This is a genomic window from Streptomyces sp. NPDC059850, assembly GCF_042731515.1.
Taxonomy (GTDB): Bacteria; Actinomycetota; Actinomycetes; order Streptomycetales; family Streptomycetaceae; genus Streptomyces.
The window spans coordinates 39263-59711 of record NZ_JBHWJI010000058.1 but is presented as its reverse complement, the minus strand read 5'-3'; the positions used below and the strand labels follow the sequence as shown (position 1 = coordinate 59711).

Annotated in this window: 4 protein-coding genes; all 4 read left to right on the top strand. The window is 73.0% G+C overall.

The window, feature by feature from the left end; all coding sequences use genetic code 11:
• Window positions 1–3213, top strand: a 3213-nt coding sequence (locus ACFV9T_RS34485) for an SDR family NAD(P)-dependent oxidoreductase (RefSeq protein WP_385446451.1), incomplete at its 5' end; no start/stop codon positions are given.
• 16 nt (window positions 3214–3229) lie between these two features.
• On the top strand, window positions 3230–13402 hold the full coding sequence (locus ACFV9T_RS34480) for an SDR family NAD(P)-dependent oxidoreductase (protein ID WP_385446450.1): 10173 nt from the start codon (window positions 3230–3232) through the stop codon (window positions 13400–13402).
• A gap of 31 nt (window positions 13403–13433) precedes the next feature.
• Window positions 13434–19397: a type I polyketide synthase gene (locus ACFV9T_RS34475; protein WP_385446452.1), complete on the top strand. Its 5964-nt coding sequence runs from the start codon at window positions 13434–13436 to the stop codon at window positions 19395–19397.
• Window positions 19398–19458: 61 nt separating this feature from the next.
• Complete coding sequence (locus ACFV9T_RS34470) at window positions 19459–20394, top strand: proline iminopeptidase-family hydrolase (protein WP_385446449.1); 936 nt, start codon at window positions 19459–19461, stop codon at window positions 20392–20394.
• Window positions 20395–20449 lie beyond the last annotated feature (55 nt).

Below are 20449 nucleotides of genomic sequence, written 5' to 3'. Positions count from 1 at the left end.
ATGTGGGGTGAGGACGCGGCGGCGTTGGAGCGTACGGAGTTCACTCAGCCCGCGATCTTCGCGCTGGAGGTGGCGTTGTATCGGCTGGTGGAGTCGTGGGGGCTGCGGCCGGACTTCGTGGCCGGTCACTCCATCGGGGAGCTGGCCGCCGCCCATGTCGGGGGAGTGCTGAGCCTGGAGGACGCCGCGCGGCTGATCACGGCGCGGGGGCGGCTGATGGGGGCGTTGCCGCCTGGCGGGGCGATGGTGGCGATTCAGGCCACCGAGGAGGAAGTGGCGCCGCTGCTGGAGGGTGAGGTGGGGATCGCGGCGGTCAACGGCCCGTCGTCGGTGGTGGTGTCCGGTGCTGAGGGCACGGTGGCGGTGGTGGTCGAGCGTTTCAAGGACCGTAAGACGCGCCGTCTGTCGGTCTCGCATGCGTTCCATTCACCCTTGATGGATCCGATGGTGGAGGAGTTCCGCAAGGTCGCGGAGAGTGTGGAGTACCGCGAGCCGGTGGTCCGTTTCGTCAAGGATGTGGCGTCGGCGGAGTACTGGGTGCGGCATGTGCGGGAGGCGGTGCGGTTCGCCGATGACGTAAGGGTGCTGCGCGACGAAGGGGTTACGCGGTTCCTGGAGGTCGGGCCGGACGGAGTGCTGACGGCGATGGCGCAGCAGACTGTCGAGGGCACGATGGCGGCCACGCTGCGGCGCGATCGTCCCGAGGTGGAGAGCGTGTTCGCCGGGGTCGGGCAGCTGCATGCGGCGGGTGTGGCTGTGGACTGGGGTGCGGTGTTCGCGGGGCGTGGCGCCCGGCGCGTCGAGTTGCCCACGTATCCGTTCCAGCGCAAGCGGTACTGGCTGGTCGAGCGGCCGACCGCCCTCGCCGGGGCCGATGCGGTCGACCATCCACTCCTGACCTCGATGGTGGAGCTGCCCGAGGACGGAGGGGCCGTGTTCACCGGGCGGTTGTCCCTCGACTCCCACCCCTGGCTCGCCGACCACGACGCCTTCGGCGCGGTGGTGGTGCCCGGGCAGGTGTTCCTGGAACTGGCGCTGTTCGCAGCCGAGCGGACGGGCCGTGGCCGGGTCGAGGAGCTTGATCTCCACGCACCCCTGGTCGTGACCGACACCGAGGACGCCATGACGCTGCGCGTCCTGGTCGGCGAGGCGGGATCCGTCAGTGTGTACGCGCGGCGTGACGGCCGGACTGCCTGGGTGAAGCACGCCACGGGTGTTCTGGCCTCCGGGCCCGACGGACCCTCCTGGACCCGCGACGAGACCACGTACGCCGCCATGCTCGACGCCGCCGCAGAGGCCGCCGGGGTGCACACCGATGGCGAAGCGACCCTCGCCCACGCGTGGCGCGGGGCCTCCGTGCGTATCGATGAGGAAGGACGTCCGGACCTGTCGGTGGAGTCGGCCGGGACACGCGCCCTGTCCGCGGAGGAGGTGCGGGCCCACACCGGAGGACGGGAATCGCTCTTCCACGTGGAGTGGATCGCGCCCCCGACGCCACCCGCAGACCTTGAAACCGGCGCTCACGTGGTCTACGCGTGCCCGCCCGCAGCGGACACCACTCCGGAGGGCTTCCGCGCGCTGACCCATCAGGTGCTGTCCGTCGTCCAGAAGTGGCTGACCGATGATGCGCAGGCGGCGCCCGCGCGGCTCGTGGTCGTCACCCGTGGCGCCACCGATGGCACCGACCTGGGGCATGCGGCGGTGTGGGGGCTGGTGCGCGCGGCGGAAGGGGAGCACCCGGGCCGGTTCGTTCTGGTCGACCTGGATGGAGACGCTGAACTGCCCGAGGAGGCGTTACGCCTCGATGAGCCCGAGATGGCCGTTCGCGGTGGCGAGATCTTGGTGCCCAGGCTGGCTCGTGTCCCCGCGCTGGACGGCGCCCCCTCGTGGAACCCGGACGGCACGGTCCTGATCACCGGTGGTACGAGCGGGCTCGGCGCCCTCACCGCCCGCCACCTGGCCGGTGCGCACGGCGTACGGAGCCTGCTGCTGACCAGCCGCCGGGGCATGGACACGCCGGGCGCGGCCGAACTCGTCGAAGAACTCACCGAGTTGGGCGCGACGGTGGAAGTGGCCGCCTGTGATGTCGCCGACCGGGACGCCGTGGCCACGTTGCTGTCCGGGCGATCCCTGACGGGCGTCGTGCACTCGGCCGGTGTCGTGGACGACGTACTGATCGGGGCGCTGACACCCGAGCGGCTGGACGCGGTGATGCGGCCGAAGGTGGACGCCGCCTGGCATCTGCACGAACTCACCCGCGACCACGGCCTCTCGGCGTTCGTCATCTTCTCGTCCATCGCGGGCACGCTCGGTGGCGCCGGACAGGGCAACTACAGCGCCGCGAACGCCTGGCTGGACGCGCTCGCCCGGTATCGCACCGCCCAGGGGCTGCCCGCGCTGTCCCTGGGCTGGGGGCCGTGGACCCAGGTCGGTGGCATGGCCGACCGGATGGACGAGGCCGAGTTGCAGCGGCTCCGGCGCACCGGAATGCCACCGCTGCTCCCCGAAGAGGGGCTGGCGCTGCTGGACGCGGCGACCGTGCCCGGGCGGCCACCCGTGACACTTCCGGTCCGGTTCGACCTGGCGGTGATGCGCTCACAGGCCGGGACGGGCGCCCTTCCCGCCCTGTTCAGCGGGCTCGTACGCGCCCCGGCCCGCCGCGCGTCGTCCGGCCGGGAGGCGCTGGAGCGGCGGCTGAACGGACTGACCGGAGCGGACCGCGAACAACTCCTGCTGGAGCTGGTACGCGGCCACGTCGCGCGCGTCCTGGGACACGACGGCGTCGATGACGTACCGCCGGACCGCGCGGTGAACGAGCTGGGCCTCACCTCGCTGGGTGCGGTGGAACTCCGTAACGCGCTCAACGCCGAGACCGGTCTCGCGCTGCCGCCGACCCTGGTCTTCGACCACCCGACCCCTCTCGCCGTCGCCGGTCTCCTGCACGACGGACTGCGCCCGGCCGAGGCCGACCGCGCCGCGCCGCTGCTGGCCGAACTGAGCCGACTGGAGGCCGCCCTGACCGCGCTCGCCTCGGACGACGACGCGGCCCACGCCAAGGTCACGGCCCGGCTGGAGGCGGCGTCGCGGCGGGCCCGGGACGCCCGGAGCGGCGTGGTGGTGGATACCGGGCCGGACGGCGCCTCGGCGCCCGCCTCCGACGCTTCCGACGACGAGCTGTTCGAGGCGCTGAACAAGGAACTGGGACTGTCCTGACGGACACCGCGTCTGCTTGTGGACTTTCACGGATGGGTTGATGACGATGTCGAAGGGCTCCAACGAAGACCGGCTGCGGGAGTATCTGCGGCTCGCCACCGGTGAGTTGCAGCAGACCCGGCGCCGTCTGCACGAGGTGGAGGACCGGGAGCGGGAGCCGGTCGCGATCGTGGGGATGGCCTGCCGTTTCCCCGGTGGCGCGGCCACGCCGGAGGGGCTGTGGGAGCTGGTCGCCGACGGCCGTGACGCGGTGGGCGATTTCCCCACCGACCGGGGCTGGAACCTGGACGCGCTGTACGCCCCGGACGGGTCGGGCGAGAACACCAGCTATGTCGACCAGGGCAGTTTCCTCGACGGCGCGGGCGACTTCGACCCGGAGTTCTTCGGGATCAGCCCGCTGGAAGCGCTGGCGATGGACCCGCAGCAGCGGTTGCTGCTGGAGACCTCCTGGGAGGCGGTGGAGCGGGCCGGGATCGATCCGCTGTCGCTGAAGGGCAGCGCGACCGGGGTGTTCGCCGGGCTGGTGTACCACGACTATCCGGCCAGCAGTGTGACGGGCGCGCTGGTGTCCGGCCGGGTGGCCTACACCCTCGGTCTTGAGGGCCCGGCGGTGACGGTCGACACCGCGTGTTCGTCGTCGCTGGTCGCGCTCGACATGGCGGTCAGGGCGCTGCGCGGCGGTGAATGCTCGCTGGCGCTGGCCGGTGGGGTGACGGTCATGTCGACACCGGTCACCTTCGTGGAGTTCAGCCGCCAGCGTGGCCTGTCGGTGGACGGCCGGTGCAAGGCGTTCGCCGCGGCGGCCGACGGCACCGGGTGGGGCGAGGGCGTCGGCGTGCTGGTGCTGGAGCGGCTGTCGGAGGCGCGCCGCAACGGCCACCGGGTGCTGGCGGTCGTACGGGGCAGCGCCGTCAACCAGGACGGCGCCAGCAACGGCCTGACCGCGCCGAACGGCCCGTCCCAGCGCCGGGTCATCCAGCAGGCGCTGACGAACGCGGGCCTGTCGGCGGCCGATGTGGACGCGGTGGAGGCACACGGCACCGGGACGACGCTGGGCGATCCGATCGAGGCGCAGGCGCTGCTCGCCACGTACGGACTGGAGCGTCCGGACGACCGGCCGCTGTGGCTGGGTTCCGTCAAGTCGAACGTCGGACACACGCAGGCGGCAGCGGGCGTGGCCGGTGTGATCAAGATGGTGCAGGCGATGCGGCACGGGGTGTTGCCGAAGACACTGCACGTGGACGAGCCGACGCCGCAGGTGGACTGGTCGGCGGGGAACGTCCGGCTGCTGACCGAGGGCCGCGCGTGGCCGGAGGGCGACGGCCCGCGCCGCGCCGCCGTGTCGTCGTTCGGCGCCAGCGGGACGAACGCCCACGTGGTCCTGGAAGAGGCCCCACCCATCACGACCCCGCCCATCGAAGACATGCCGGAGCCGCAGGAGCCCCCGGTGGCGGTGCCCTGGGTGATCTCGGGTAAGTCCGAGGCCGCCGTGCGCGCGTACGCCGGGCGACTGCGGGACGCGACCGGCGGCCTGCGCCCCACGGATGTGGGGTGGTCGCTGGCGACGTGGCGCGCCCCCTTCGCGTACCGGGCCGCCGTGGTGGGCGCCCGGGCGGAGGAGATCGCGCAAGGCCTCGACGCCGTGGCGCGGGGGCAGGCCCCGGTGGTGGCGGCCCGCTCCGCCACCGGCCCGGTGATGGTGTTCCCGGGGCAGGGGTCGCAGTGGGTGGGGATGGCCACCGAACTGATCGCGGCGTCCGAGGTGTTCGCGGAGCACATGGCCGCGTGTGAAGAGGCCCTGGCGCCCTTCGTGGACTGGTCGCTCCGCGACGCGCTGGGCGACGAGGCCATGCTGCGACGGGTCGATGTGGTCCAGCCCGTGCTGTGGGCGGTGATGGTGTCGCTCGCGGCGCTGTGGCGGCACTACGGCGTGGAGCCCGTCGCCGTGGTGGGCCACTCCCAGGGGGAGATCGCCGCCGCCACCGTGGCCGGAGCGCTGTCGTTGGCGGACGGGGCCCGGGTGGTGGCGCTGCGCAGCAGGGCGCTGCCCGCGCTGTCCGGCCAGGGCGGCATGGTGTCCGTCGCGCTGCCCCGGGAGGAGGTGGAACGGCGCCTCGCGCGCTGGGGCGACCGTACGTCCGTCGCGGCGGTGAACGGCGGCGCCTCCACCGTGGTCTCGGGCGAGGTGGACGCCCTGGAGGAACTGCTCGCCGCGTGTGAGGCGGAGGAGGTGCGGGCGCGGCGGATCCCGGTGGACTACGCCTCGCACTCGGCCCAGGTGGAGCGGATCGAGCAGGAACTGCTGGAGGTGCTGGCGCCGGTCCGGCCCCGCGCCGCGCACATCCCCTTCTACTCCACCGTGACCGGCGACCTCATGGACACCACGGGTCTTGACGCGGGCTACTGGTACCGGAACCTGCGGCAGACCGTGGAGTTCGACCGGGTGATCGGCCTGCTCACCGAGCGGGGCATGGACGTGTTCATCGAGGCCAGCCCGCACCCGGTGCTGGCACCCAGTATGGAACACACCGCGATCGGCACCCTGCGCCGCGACGACGGTGGCCTGGACCGCTTCCTGACCGTCCTGGCCCAGGCCCACACCCACGGCGTGGCCGTCGGCTGGGAGAAGGTGTTCGCCGGATCCGGCGCCCGGCAGGTGGAGTTGCCGACGTACCCCTTCCAGCACCGCCGCTACTGGCTCACCGACCAGGTGGCGGGCGCCGACGCGGCCTCGATGGGACTGGGGCCGCTCGGCCACCCGCTGCTGGGCGCGATGGTCACGCTCGCGGACTCGGACGAGGTGGTGCTCACCGGGCGGCTGTCGACCGGGACCCAGCCCTGGCTGGCCGACCACGTCATCGACGGCTCGGTCCTCTTCCCCGGCACCGGGTTCGTGGAGCTGGCGGTGCGCGCGGGCGACGAGGTCGGCTGCGGCCGGATCGAGGAACTGACCCTCCACGAACCGCTGGTCCTCACCGAGCGCGGCGGAGTGGCCGTACAGGTCGTCTTCGGCACACCGGACGAGGCGGGCCGCCGCGCGGTCACGGTGTACTCCCGTGGCCAGGACGCCATCGACCTGCCCTGGAACCGCCATGCCACCGGTCTGCTGACCGCGGCCACCCCGGCCGGTGGCAGCGGCCTGACCGCCTGGCCGCCACCCGGCGCCGAGCCGCTGGACCTCGATGTCACCACCCTGTACGGGGAGTTGGTCGGCATGGGCCTGGCGTACGGGCCGACCTTCCAGGGACTACGGGCGGCCTGGCGGGCCGGGGACGAGGTGTTCGCCGAGATCGCCCTGCCGGACGACGCCGAGCCGGATGGCTTCGGACTGCACCCGGCCCTGCTCGACGCGGGCCTGCACGCGATCGGCCTCTCCCCGGCGGGCACCGGCGACGCGGCCCTGCTGCCGTTCGCCTGGTCGGGCGTGGAACTGCACGCCTCCGGCGCGGGTGCGCTACGGGTACGTGTCACCCCGCGCCAGCACGGCGTCGTGGCCCTGACGATCGCCGACGCGACCGGCGAACCCGTCGCCACCATCGACTCCCTGGTGCTGCGCCCGCTCACCGCCGTACGGGCCCGTCCCCGCACCGAATCGCTCTACCACGTCGCCCTGGCACCGCTTCCCAGTGGCGGGGACACCTCCACAGAGACCGCCGACCTGGAGGTGCTGCGCGTCGCCGCCGGAGCCGATGTGCGTACGGCGGTCAACCAGGCGCTGGAGGCCCTGCAATCCGCCACCTCCCGTCTGGTGGTGGTCACGCGGGGCGCGGTGCCGGTGACCGGCGAGGACGCCCCCGATCTGGCCGGGGCGGCGGTCTGGGGCCTGGTCCGCAGCGCCCAGACCGAGGACCCCGGCCGGTTCGTCCTGGTCGACCTGGACGAACCGGTGGACGGGGCGGACGACGCCGTCATCGCGTCGGCGTGGGCGACTGGAGAGCCCCGGATCGTGGCACGTGGCAACACCCTCTACGCGCCCCGGCTCGCCCGGCTGACGGACGTGGCAGACACGGACGGCCAGGCGCCGGTGTTCGGCGACGCGGTGCTCATCACCGGCGGGGTAGGGGTGCTGGGCGCACTGGTGGCCCGGCATCTCGTCACCGAGTACGGCGTGCGGCGGCTGCTGCTGACCGGCCGCCGGGGCGCGGACACGCCCGGCGCTGCCGAGCTGGTGGCGGAGCTGACCGGACTCGGGGCCGAGGTGGAGGTCGCCGCGTGTGATGTCGCCGACCGGGCGGCCGTGGCCGCGCTGCTGGCGGGCCGCAAGCTGTCGGGTGTGGTGCACGCGGCGGGTGTGCTGGATGACGGTGTGATCACCTCGCTGACGCCCGAGCGGGTGGACCGGGTGATGCGTCCGAAGGTGGACGCGGCGCTGCATCTGCACGAGCTGACGCGCGACATGGACCTGAGCGCGTTCGTGCTGTTCTCCTCGGCCGCCGGGGTGATCGGCTCGCCGGGCCAGGGCAACTACGCGGCGGCCAACGCGTTCCTGGACGCCCTGGCCGCACACCGCCGCGCCCAGGGCCTGCCCGCCCAGTCCCTGGCGTGGGGCGTGTGGCAGACCAGCTCCGGAATGGCCGGAAGCCTGGGCGACACCGACCGGTCCCGTATGGCCCGCGGTGGCATCCTCCCGCTGTCCCACCGCGAGGGCCTGGCACTTTTCGACGCGGCGGTACGGGCACACTCGGCGCGGGAGGACGCACCCGCCGCGCTCGTCCCCGTGAAACTCGACCTCGCGGCGGTCCGCGCCAGCGGCTCGGTGCCGGAGCTGCTGCGCGGTCTTGTGCCCGTCGTCACCCGGGGCACCGCCCGGACCCGGGCCGACGCGGACGGGCTCCGCCAGCGGCTGGTGGGCCTGACCGAGGACCAGCGGCTGGACACGCTGCAGACCCTGGTCCGTGCCCAGGCCGCCATGACGCTCGGCTACGCCGGACCGCAGGACGTCGACCCGGAGCGGGCGTTCCGCGACCTGGGCGTCGACTCGCTGGCCGCGATGGAACTGCGCAACGCGCTGGGCCAGACCACGGGCCTGCGCCTTCCGGTCACGTTGGTGTTCGACTACCCGACCCCCGCCGTGCTCGCGCGCCATCTGCTGGACGAGTTGTCGGGGACCGTGCACGAGGGCCACGTCACGCCGGTCGCACCCCCGGGCGACGGTGACGATCCGATCGCCATCATCGGCATGGCCTGCCGCTATCCCGGCGGGGTGGCCTCGCCGGAGGACCTGTGGCGGCTGGTGGACGACGGGACGGACGCCATCTCGGCCTTCCCCGACAACCGGGGCTGGAACCTGGAGCGGATCTACGACCCCACGGCCACCCGGCCCCGGACCACCTACGTCGACCAGGGCGGATTCCTGTACGGCGCGGCCGAGTTCGACCCCGCCTTCTTCGGGATCGCGCCGAACGAGGCGATGGTCATGGACCCGCAGCAGCGGTTGCTGCTGGAGACGTCCTGGGAGGTGCTGGAGCGCGCCGGGATCGATCCGACGACGCTCAAGGGCAGCCCGACCGGCGTGTTCGCCGGGATGATGTACCACGATTACAGCCAGAACAGCAGCACGGGCGCCATCGTCTCCGGCCGCGTCGCCTACACCCTCGGCCTGGAGGGCCCGGCCGTCACCGTCGACACCGCGTGCTCGTCCTCCCTGGTCGCGCTGCACCTCGCCGCCCAGGCGCTGCGGTCGGGCGAATGCACCCTCGCCCTCGCGGGCGGTGTCACCGTGATGGCCACGCCGGACAACTTCATCGAGTTCAGCGAGCAGCGCGGCCTGTCCCGGGACGGCCGGTGCCGGTCCTTCGCCGCCGCCGCCGAAGGCTCCGGCTGGGGTGAGGGCGTGGGGATGCTGCTGGTCGAGCGGCTGTCGGACGCCCGCCGCAACGGCCACCCGGTGCTGGCGGTCGTACGGGGCACCGCGACCAACCAGGACGGCGCGAGCAACGGCCTCACCGCCCCCAACGGCCCCTCCCAGCAGCGGGTGATCCGCCAGGCGCTGGCCAACGCGGGCCTGTCGGCGGCCGAGGTGGACGCCGTCGAGGCACATGGCACGGCCACCACGCTGGGCGATCCGATCGAGGCGCAGGCGCTGCTCGCCACGTACGGCCAGGGCCGCGCGGAACCGCTGTGGCTGGGGTCGATCAAGTCGAACATCGGCCACACCCAGGCGGCGGCCGGGGTGGCTGGCGTCATCAAGATGGTGCAGGCGATGCGGCACGGAACCCTGCCGAGGACCCTGCACGTGGACGAGCCGACACCGCAGGTGGACTGGGCGGCGGGCGAGGTCCGGCTGCTGACCGAGGCGCGGGAGTGGCCGCGTGGCGAGCGTCCGCGCCGCGCGGGCGTGTCGTCCTTCGGTATCAGCGGGACGAACGCCCACGCCATCATCGAAGAAGCCCCGGATATCGAGGCCCCGTATATCGCTGAAACGCCGGCGGAGCGGCGGGAGTTGCCGGTCGTCCCGCTGGTGGTGTCGGCCCGGACCCGGGCGGCGCTGGACACCCAGCTCGACCGGATGGCCTCCGTCGGGCAGGACGCGCTGGACGTGGCGTACTCGGCCGCGACGGGCCGGGCCGTGCTGGAGCACCGCGCGGTGCGGATCGGTGCGTCCGAGACCGTCATCGGCTCGGTCACCGAAGGCAGGCTGGCGTTCCTGTTCACCGGGCAGGGCAGTCAGCGGGCGGGGATGGGCCGGGAGCTGTACGACACGTTCCCGGTGTTCGCGGCCGCGTTCGACGAGCTGTGCGACGCGCTCGACATGCCGTTGCGCGAGGTGATGTGGGGCGACGAAGTCGCCCTGCGCCGCACGGAGTTCACCCAGCCCGCCGTCTTCGCACTCGAAGTGGCGCTGTTCCGGCTGCTGGAGTCGTGGGGGATGACACCGGATGTGCTGGCCGGGCATTCCATCGGAGAGGTGGCGGCGGCCCATGTGGCCGGGGTGTTCGATCTCGCGGACGCGGCCCAGCTCATCACGGCGCGCGGACGGCTGATGCAGGCGCTGCCGCCCGGTGGCGCCATGGTGGCCATCGAGGCCACCGAGGAGGAGATCACCCCGCTCCTCGGGGAACAGGTGGCGCTCGCGGCGGTCAACGGCCCGGCCTCCCTGGTCGTCTCCGGTGCCGAGGACGCCGTGACCGCGCTCGCCGAGCGGTTCGGTGACCGCAGGACGACCCGGCTGAAGGTGTCGCACGCGTTCCACTCGCCGCTGATGGACCCGATGCTGGAGGACTTCCGGGAGGTCGCCGAGAGCGTCACCTACCGTGAGCCGGTCATCCGGCTGACGAAGGACATGGCGTCGGCGGAGTACTGGGTGCGCCATGTGCGGGACACCGTGCGGTTCGCCGACGATGTGCGCGTCCTGCGGGACGCAGGGGTGACCCGGTTCCTGGAGGTCGGGCCGGATGCCGTGCTGACGGCGATGGTGCGGCAGAGTGCCGAGGGCACGATGGCGGCGGTGCTGCGCCGCGGCCGCCCCGAGGCGGAAAGCCTGTTCACCGCGGTCGGGCGGCTGTTCACCGCCGGAGTCCGGGTCGACTGGTCGGCCGTCCTCGGCGGGCGCGGGGCGCGCCGCGTCGACCTGCCCACCTACCCCTTCCAGCGGCAGTCGTACTGGCTGGAGTCGGGGCGCGGCCCGGAGGCCTCCGACCACCCGTTGCTGGACGCGGCGGTCGCGCTGGCGGGCACGGACCAGACCGTGCTGACCGGGCGGCTGTCGGCCGGGACACAGCCCTGGCTCGCCGAACACGTCGTCGGCGGCGGGCTGCTCTTCCCCGGTACGGGCTTCGTCGAGCTGGCGGTCCGCGCGGGCGATGAGGTGGGTTGCGGCCGGATCGAGGAACTGACGATCGAGGCGCCACTGGTCCTCGCCGAACGCGGCGCTGTAGCCCTCCAAGTGCTGGTCGGGGCGGATGACGGCTCGGGGCGTCGACCGGTCGAGGTGTACTCACGCGGCGAGGACGAGATCCACCAGCCCTGGGCCCGCCACGCCGCCGGGACTCTTGCACAGGCCACCGGCGAGGGTGCGAAGACCGGGGAGCAGTGGCCGCCGCCCGGGGCGGAGCCCATGGAAGTGGCGGGCCTGTACGAGGCGCTGGCGGACGCGGGAGTGGCGTACGGGCCGGTCTTCCAGGGGCTGAAGGCCGCCTGGCGGCGTGGCGACGAAGTGTTCGCCGAGGTCGTACTGCCCGGCGCGGCGGACCGGTTCGGGCTGCACCCGGCGCTGCTGGACGCGGCCCTGCACACGATCCCGCTGGTGTCGGCCGACGACCGCGTCGTGCTTCCCTTCTCCTGGACGGGCGTGGAACTGCACGCCTCCGGCGCCGATGTGCTCCGCGTACGGGTGACGTCAGCGGGCCAGGACCAGGTCACGCTGGAGGCCGTGGACGGCACGGGACGACCGGTCATCTCCGTGGACTCCCTGACCCTGCGCCCGATGGCGGCACCGTCGCTCGCCCGCGTCGACTCGCTGTTCCAGGTGGAATGGACACCCGTGGCGGCGGCCGTACAGGGTCATGGCGACATCACGGTGTGGCGGCCCGAGGGCGACGATGTCCGGTCCACGCTGCGGTCCGCACTGACCGCGCTCCAATCCTCCGAGACCGGCACCCTGGCGGTCGTCACCCGGGGTGCGGTGTCCGTGGCCGGTGAGGACATCACCGATCTGGCCGGTGCGGCGGTGTGGGGTCTGGTGCGCAGCGCCCAGTCGGAGGACCCGGGGCGGTTCGTCCTGGTCGACGTGGCCGGGGCCGGTGCGGTGGACGACGCGGACATCGCGCTGGCGTTGGCGGCGGGGGAGCCGCAGGTGGCGGTCCGGGACGGCAAGGTCTCCACACCACGGCTGCGCGCCGCCTCGGTGACGGAGTCCGAACCGTCGTCCGTCTTCGGCGACACGGTGCTGATCACGGGCGCGTCGGGCGCGCTGGGCGGGCTGGTGGCGCGCCATCTGGTCACCGGACACGGGGTCCGGCGGCTGCTGCTGACCAGCCGCCGTGGCGTGGCCGCACCGGGCGCGGCGGAGCTGGTGGCGGAGCTGACGGGGCTGGGCGCCGAGGTGGAAGTGGCGGCGTGCGACGTCGCCGACCGTGAGGCGCTGGCCGCGCTGCTGGCCGGGCGTACGCTCACCGGCGTCGTCCACGCGGCGGGTGTGCTGGACGACGGGGTGATCGCGTCGCTCACGCCCGAGCGGGTGGACCGGGTGCTGCGTCCGAAGGTGGACGCGGCGCTGCATCTGCACGAGCTGACGCGCGAGATGGACCTGAGCGCGTTCGTGCTGTTCTCCTCGGCGGCGGGCGCGGTCGGCGCGCCCGGGCAGGGCAACTACGCGGCGGCCAACGCGTTCCTGGACGCCCTGGCCGTACACCGCCGCGCCCAGGGCCTGCCCGCCCAGTCCCTGGCCTGGGGCCTGTGGGCAACGGACGCCGGGATGGCCGGGGAGCTGGCGGACCACGACCGGCAGCGCATCGGCCGTACGGGCCTGCTGGGGCTGTCGCCCGCCGAAGGGCTCAAGCTCTTCGACACGGCCTGCGCACTCGCCGCCCCCGCCCTGGTCCCCGTGAGCCTGGACTCCAAGGCGCTGACCGCGACCGAGGTACCCCCGATGCTGCGCGGCCTGGTACGCGGCTCAGCGCGGCGGGCCGTGTCGGCGCGGCACGACGAGGGAAGGTCGGCCGAACTGCGGCAGCGGCTGGCCGCACTGCCCGCCGACGAACGGTACGACGCACTGCTCACCCTCGTCCGTACCCATGCGGCCGCCGTTCTGGGACACGCGGGCCCGGAGGCCATCGAACCCGAGCGGGCCTTCGGCGACCTCGGATTCGACTCGCTGGGGGCGGTGGAATTCCGCAACGCCGTCAACGCCGCCACCGGGCTGCGGCTGCCACCCACCCTGATCTTCGACTACCCCAACGCCCGGGTGCTGGCCGAACACCTCACCACGGAACTGGCGTCCGACGACGCAGACGGTGGCGCGGGCGCCGACGAGGAGGAGAGGGTCCGCCGTCTGCTCGCCTCGATCCCGCTCACCCGGCTGCACGACGCGGGCCTGATGGACACCCTGCTCGAACTCGCCGGTGCCGCCCCCGCCACGGCCACTCCGGTGGCGGAGCAGACGGACGCGATCGACGCGATGGACACCGAAACCCTCATCAGCATGGCGCTGCAGGACACCGCCCTGGACGACGCGACGCGAGAAGCCTGAGGACACGATGGCCGACACCGACCACCAACTCGTGGCGGCGCTGCGCGCGTCGCTCAAGGAGACCGAGAGCCTGCGCGCCCGCAACCGCGCCCTGCAGGCCGCCTCCCGCGAACCCGTCGCGATCGTGGCGATGAGCTGCCGCTACCCCGGCGCGGCCTCGCCCGAGGAGCTGTGGCGGCTGGTCGCGGACGGGACCGACGCCGTGTCGCGCTTCCCCACCGACCGTGGCTGGGACGAGCAGGGCATCTACGATCCCGAGCCCGGCCGCCCCGGCAAGACGTACAGCCGGGAAGGGGCGTTCCTGTACGACGCGGCCGAGTTCGACGCCGAGTTCTTCGGGATCGCGCCGAACGAGGCGATGGTCATGGACCCGCAGCAGCGGTTGCTGCTGGAGGCGTCCTGGGAGGTGCTGGAGCGGGCGGGCATCGATCCGACGACGCTCAGGGGCAGCCCGACCGGTGTGTTCGCCGGGATGATGTACCACGACTACACCTACAACAGCAGTACGGGCGCGATCGCCTCCGGCCGCGTCGCGTACGCCCTCGGTCTGGAGGGCCCGGCCGTCACCGTGGACACCGCCTGCTCGTCCTCCCTGGTGGCCCTGCACTGGGCGGTCCAGGCGCTGCGGTCGGGGGAGTGCTCGCTCGCGCTCGCGGGCGGCGTCACGGTGATGGCGACGCCCGAGACGTTCATCGAGTTCAGCCACCAGCGCGGGCTGGCGCCCGATGGCCGCTGCAAGTCGTACGCGGCGGCCGCCGATGGCACCGGCTGGGGCGAGGGCGTGGGCATGCTGCTGGTCGAGCGGCTGTCGGACGCGCGCCGCAACGGCCACCCGGTGCTGGCCGTCGTACGGGGGAGCGCCCTCAACCAGGACGGCGCCAGCAACGGTCTGACCGCCCCCAACGGCCCGGCCCAGCAACGTGTGATCAAGCAGGCCCTGGCCCACGCCCGGGTCTCCGCCGATCAGGTCGATCTCATCGAGGGGCACGGCACGGGCACGACGCTCGGCGACCCCATCGAGGCGCAGGCCCTGCTCGCCACGTACGGCCAGGAGCGGGACCGCCCGCTGTGGCTCGGCTCGATCAAGTCGAACATCGGCCACACCCAGGCGGCGGCGGGCGTGGCGGGCATCATCAAGGTCGTCCAGGCGATGCGGCACGGCGTCATGCCGAGGACGCTGCACGTGGACGAGCCGACACCGCAGGTGGACTGGGCGGGCGGCGAGGTCCGGCTGCTGTCCGAGGCGCGGGAGTGGCCGGACGAGGGGCGCCCGCGCCGCGCGGGCGTGTCGTCCTTCGGTATCAGCGGGACGAACGCCCACGTCATCATCGAGGAGGCGCCGCCGTCCGCTGAAGAGGACGCCCCGCCGGTCGTGGGGAGCGCCGGACCCGTCCTGTGGATCCTGTCGGCCAGGAGCCCGGAGGCGCTGCGGGCCCAGGCCGAACACCTCCACTCCCACCTGGGGGAACGCCCGGAACTGGCCCCCACGGACGTGGCCTTCTCGCTGGCAACCGGCCGCGCGGCCCTCGAATACCGCGCGGCGATCGTCGCCGACGACCGTACGACCCTCCTCGCGGGCCTCACCACGCTGGCCCGGGCCACCCCGTCGCCGTCCGTGGTCACCGGCAGGGCCCGCGAGGGCAAGGTGGCGTTCCTGTTCACCGGGCAGGGGAGTCAACGCCTGGGAATGGGGCGGGAGTTGTATGAGGCGTTTCCGGTGTTCGCAGCGGCGTTCGACGCGGTGTGTGAGGTGTCGGGGCTGTCGTTGCGGGAGGTGATGTGGGGTGAGGACGCGGCGGCGTTGGAGCGTACGGAGTTCACTCAGCCCGCGATCTTCGCGCTGGAGGTGGCGTTGTATCGGCTGGTGGAGTCCTGGGGGCTGCGGCCGGACTTCCTGGCCGGTCACTCCATCGGGGAGCTGGCCGCCGCCCATGTCGGGGGCGTGCTGAGACTGGAGGACGCCACGCGGCTGATCACGGCGCGGGGGCGGCTGATGGGGGCGCTGCCGTCGGGCGGGGCCATGGTGGCGATCCAGGCCATGGAGGAGGAAGTGGCGCCGCTGCTGGAGGGTGAGGTGGGGATTGCGGCGGTCAACGGTCCTTCCTCGGTGGTGATTTCGGGCGCCGAGGACGCGGTGGCGGTGGTGTCCGAGCGATTCAAGGACCGTAAGACGCGCCGTCTGTCCGTCTCGCACGCGTTCCATTCACCCCTGATGGATCCGATGGTGGAGGAGTTCCGCAAGGTCGCGGAGGCTGTGGAGTATCGCGAGCCGGTGGTCCGTTTCGTCAAGGATGTGGCGTCGGCGGAGTACTGGGTGCGGCATGTGCGGGAAGCGGTGCGGTTCGCCGATGACGTACGGCAACTGCACGCCGACGGCGTGACCCGGTTCCTGGAGATCGGGCCGGACGGCATCCTCACCGCCATGGCCCGGCAGACCGCGCCGGACGCCACCACGGCCGCCGCTCTGCGCCGCGACCGCTCCGAGGCCGCGACGCTGCTCACGGCGGTCGCGCAGCTGCACACCACGGGCGCCTCCCCTGATTGGACCGCCCTCTTCGCGGGGCGGGGGGCGCACCGCGTCGATCTGCCCACCTATGCCTTTCAGCGAAGCCGGTACTGGCTGTCGGAGCCGGTGGCCGGGACGGTCAGGCGAGACGCGGTGTCCATGGGTCTCAGCGCGCTCGATCACCCGCTGCTGAGCGCCGAAGTGGCGGTGCCGGGCTCCGAGACCGTGGTGTTCACGGGGCGGCTGTCGACGGACACCCAGCCCTGGCTGGCCGACCACGCTGTGCTCGGCACCACGCTGCTGCCCGGGACCGCGTACGTCGAACTGGCACTCCGCGCGGGCGACCAGGTCGGTTGCCGCGTCCTCGAGGAACTGACGCTGCACGCGCCGCTGGCCCTGCCCGAGAGCGGCGGTGTGCGGCTGCGGCTGACGGTCGGCGAACCGGACGGCGCCACCGGCCGCCGCCCCCTCACTCTGCACGCGCAGACCGAGGACACCGAGGCGGAGGCGGACTGGACCCTGCACGCCGAGGGTATGCTGACGCCCGAGGACACCGCCGCCGCGCCGCCGCTCTCCGATCACCTGACGCAGTGGCCACCACCCGAGGCCACGAGGATCGCCACCGACGACGCGTACGAGCGCTTCCGGGACATCGGATTCGTGTACGGCCCGGCGTTCCAGGGACTCAAGGCGGCCTGGCGCCTCGGCGACGAGACCTTCGCCGAAGTGGCGCTCGACGACGCGGCCGGTGCCGGGCGTTTCGTGCTGCATCCGGCGCTGCTCGACTCCGCGCTGCACGCGGTGCTGCTCGGCTCGGGTGACGACGACGCGACGATGCTGCCGTTCGCCTGGAAGGGTGTCCGACTGTACGCCTCCGGCGCCACGGCCGCGCGTGTCCGGCTCACGCCCAAGGGCGAGGGCGCGACGGAACTGCGGATCGCCGACGCCCAGGGGCGGCCGGTGGCGTCCGTGGATTCGCTGATCGCGCGGGAGGTCTCGGCCGAAAGTCTGGCATCAGCGTCCCCGAAGCCTGCCGACTCCCTCTTCCACGTGGCATGGACGCCCGTTCCTGCCATGGCCACCGTCGAAGCCGATGACTGGACGATGGTCGCCGACCTGGCGGAACTCGCCGACTCGGTGCCCGCCACGGTGGCATTGACGCTCCCCGGCGGCACGGGCGACCTCGCCGACGACGTCAGAACGGTCACCGGCGCGGCGCTAGAGGCCCTGCAGACCTGGCTCGCGGACGAACGGTTCGCCGACCGCAGGCTCATGGTGGTCACCCGTGGCGGTGACCTCGCCCACGCGGCCGTGAAGGGCCTGGTCCGTGCCGCCCACGCGGAGGATCCGGAGCGTTTCGCGCTGCTCGACACGGATGGCCACGGCGACCCGGAGGCGATCGGCCGCGCCATCGCCTCCGGCGAACCGGAACTGTGGATCCAGGGCGACGCCATCCTCGTACCCCGCCTGGCCCGCACCCCCGCCGACCCGGAACACACCACCCACTGGGGCCAGTTGGGGACCGTGCTGATCACCGGCGGCACGGGCGGTCTCGGCGCCCTCGTCGCCCGCCATCTGGTCGCCGAGCACGGCGTCCGTGACCTGCTGCTGACCAGCCGTCGCGGCATGGCCGCCGAGGGCGCGGTCGAACTGCGGCAGGAGCTGACCGGCCTCGGTGCGACGGTCGAGATCGCGGCCTGCGACGTGGCGGACCGTGAGGCCCTGAGGGCGCTGCTCGCCGATCGCCCGCTCGGCGCCGTCGTGCACACGGCCGGGGTGCTGGCGGACGGCCTGATCGCCAACCTGACGACGGACAGCCTCGACCAGGTGCTACGTCCCAAGGTGGACGGCGCGCTCAACCTCCACGACCTCACCCGCGACCATGACCTGGGCGCCTTCGTGCTGTTCTCGTCGTCGGCGGGGGTGCTCGGCGCACCCGGCCAGGGCAACTACGCCGCCGCCAACACATTCCTCGACGCGCTCGCCGCACACCGCCACGCCGAGGGGCTGCCCGCGCAGTCCCTCGCCTGGGGTCTGTGGGCGGACACCGGTGGCATGGCGGGCGGTGGCGGCATGGCGAGCGGCCTGAGCGAGGCCGACCTTCGGCGGCTGCGCCGCCAGGGCATGCCCGCGCTGTCGTCGGCCGATGGCCTCGCGCTGTTCGACGCCGCGTCCGCCCGTACCGAACCGGTGCTGGTGCCGATGGGGCTGAACCTGAGGACGCTGCGGAGCGGGACCGGCGGCGAACTCCCCGTGCTGCTGCGCGGCTTGGTCCCGGCCACCTCACGACGTACGGCGGCGGTGGCCGATCCGGCGGCGCTGCGGCGCGAGCTGGTGGCGATGCCCGCCGAGCGGCGGGAGGGAGCGCTGCGCGATCTGGTGCTGAGCCTGGCCGCCGCGGTGCTCGGGCACAGTGGCCCCGAGGCGGTCGATCCCGAGCGTGACTTCCTGGAGTCCGGGTTCGACTCGCTCACCGCGATGGAGCTGCGGACCGCGCTGAACGCCGCCACCGGGCTGAAGCTGCCCGCGATGGCGGTGTTCGACAGCAAGAACCCGGCCCGGCTGGCCCGTCTCGTCGCCGATGAGCTGGCAGGACTCCCCGCCACCGAGCCGCAGCCGCAAGCAGAGACAGAGACAGCGCCGGAGAAAGAGCCGGACGAGACCGCCACCGGCATGTTCCGGCGGGCCGTCCACGCCGGTGACACCTCCGGCGCGCTGGCGCTGATGTCGGCCGTCGCGGCGCTGCGGCCCCGGTTCGCCGCGCCCGGCGACCTCGACCGCGTACCGCAGGCGGTGCGGCTGGCCGACGGTCCGCGCCGTACCCGGCTGATCTGCCTGGCCACGCCCATGGCGGCCGGTGGGGTGCACCAACACGCCCGGCTGGGTGCGGAGTTCCGGGACATCCGCCAGGTATCGGCGCTCCCGCTGCCCGGATTCGTACGGGACGAGCCGCTGCCCGCCTCCGCCGAGGCGCTGTCGCGGGTGCTGGCCGACGCCGTCCTGGCGGTGGCCGAGGGTGAGCCGTTCGCGCTGCTCGGCTACTCCTCCGGCGGCATCATCGGCCACGTTCTCGCCCGGCATCTGGAGGAGGTGGTGGGGGTCCCGCCCGCCGGGCTGATCCTGATCGACACCTTCCGCGTCGACGACGACGCGATGAAGGTCGGGTTCGACCAGCTCATGCTGAACGTGCTGGCGATGGAGTCGGCCTTCGGCCCGTACGACGCGGCGCGGCTGTCGGCGATGCCGCACTACTTCGGGGTGCTGGGGGATTTCGACCCCGTACCGCTGGCCGCGCCGACCCTGTTCGTCCAGGCCACCGAGCCGTTCGTCAAACCGCCCGAGGGCGGCGACCCGGCACAGCTGCGGGCCCGGCCCTGGGACCCGGAGCACACGCTGCGCACCGTGCCGGGCGACCACTTCTCACTCGGGCAGAAACACGCCCCGACGACCGCCCGGGCCATCGACGAGTGGCTGACGACGCTCGACTGACCCGCGACCGACGTACACGCGACCGCTGCTGAGCAGGACCCGAACCGAGGTGGTTTGAGACATGGCGCCCACGCCCACGGCCAAAGGAACCGTCCCCTTCCGGCAGTACCGCACCTGGTACCGCGTCACCGGACAGCCGGGATCGGGCCGCCCGGCGCTCGTCGTCGTCCACGGCGGCCCCGGGTCCACACACGACTATCTGATCCGGCTGGCCTCCTTCGCCGAACACGGCTGGCCCGTGGTGCACTACGACCAGATCGGCAACGGCGGCTCCACTCATCTGCCGGACGCCGACCCCGGTTTCTGGACCCCTCAGCTCTTCCGCGACGAGCTGGACAACCTGCTGCACCGGCTCGGCATCGCCGACAACTACATCCTGTTCGGGCAGTCATGGGGCGGAATGCTGGCCGCCTGGCACGCCTCCACCCGCCCCGCCGGGCTGCGCGGCCTCGTCGTCGCCAACGCCCCCGCCTCCTACCCGCTGTGGCTGTCGGAGATGGACGTGCTGCGCGCCCAGCTGCCGCCCGGTGTGGACGAGACACTGCGGCGCCACGAGGCCGCTGGCACCACCGACAGCGATGAGTACCTGGAGGCCATGCTCGTCTTCTACAGCCGCCACGTGTGCCGCCTCGACCCGTGGCCGGGCGAACTCATGGCCTCGTACCTGGAGGCCGTCACCGACCCGACGGTGTACCGCACCATGAACGGGCCCAACGAGTTCCACGTCATCGGCAGCCTGCGCGACTGGTCGGTGATCGACCACCTGCCCCGCGTCGACGTGCCCACCCTCGTCATCTCGGGCCGCCACGACGAGGCCACCCCGGTCACCGTGCGCCCCTTCCACGACCTCATTCCGAACGCCCGCTGGGAGATCTTCGAACACTCCAGCCACGCCCCGCACCTCGAAGAACCGGAACACTTCACCAAGGTGCTCGGCACATTCCTGGACACGGTCGGCGCGCCCGGCGCGCGGACCACGACGCTGAGCGGAGGCTGAGACGACGGTGGATGCCAAGGTCGAGGAGATCGTCGAGGCGCTGCGCGGCTCGCTC

What these genes read in the sequence shown, in the direction of transcription:
- ACFV9T_RS34470 (WP_385446449.1), top strand. Translation starts at nt 19,459, where the DNA reads ATGGCGCCCACGCCCACGGCCAAAGGAACCGTCCCCTTCCGGCAGTAC.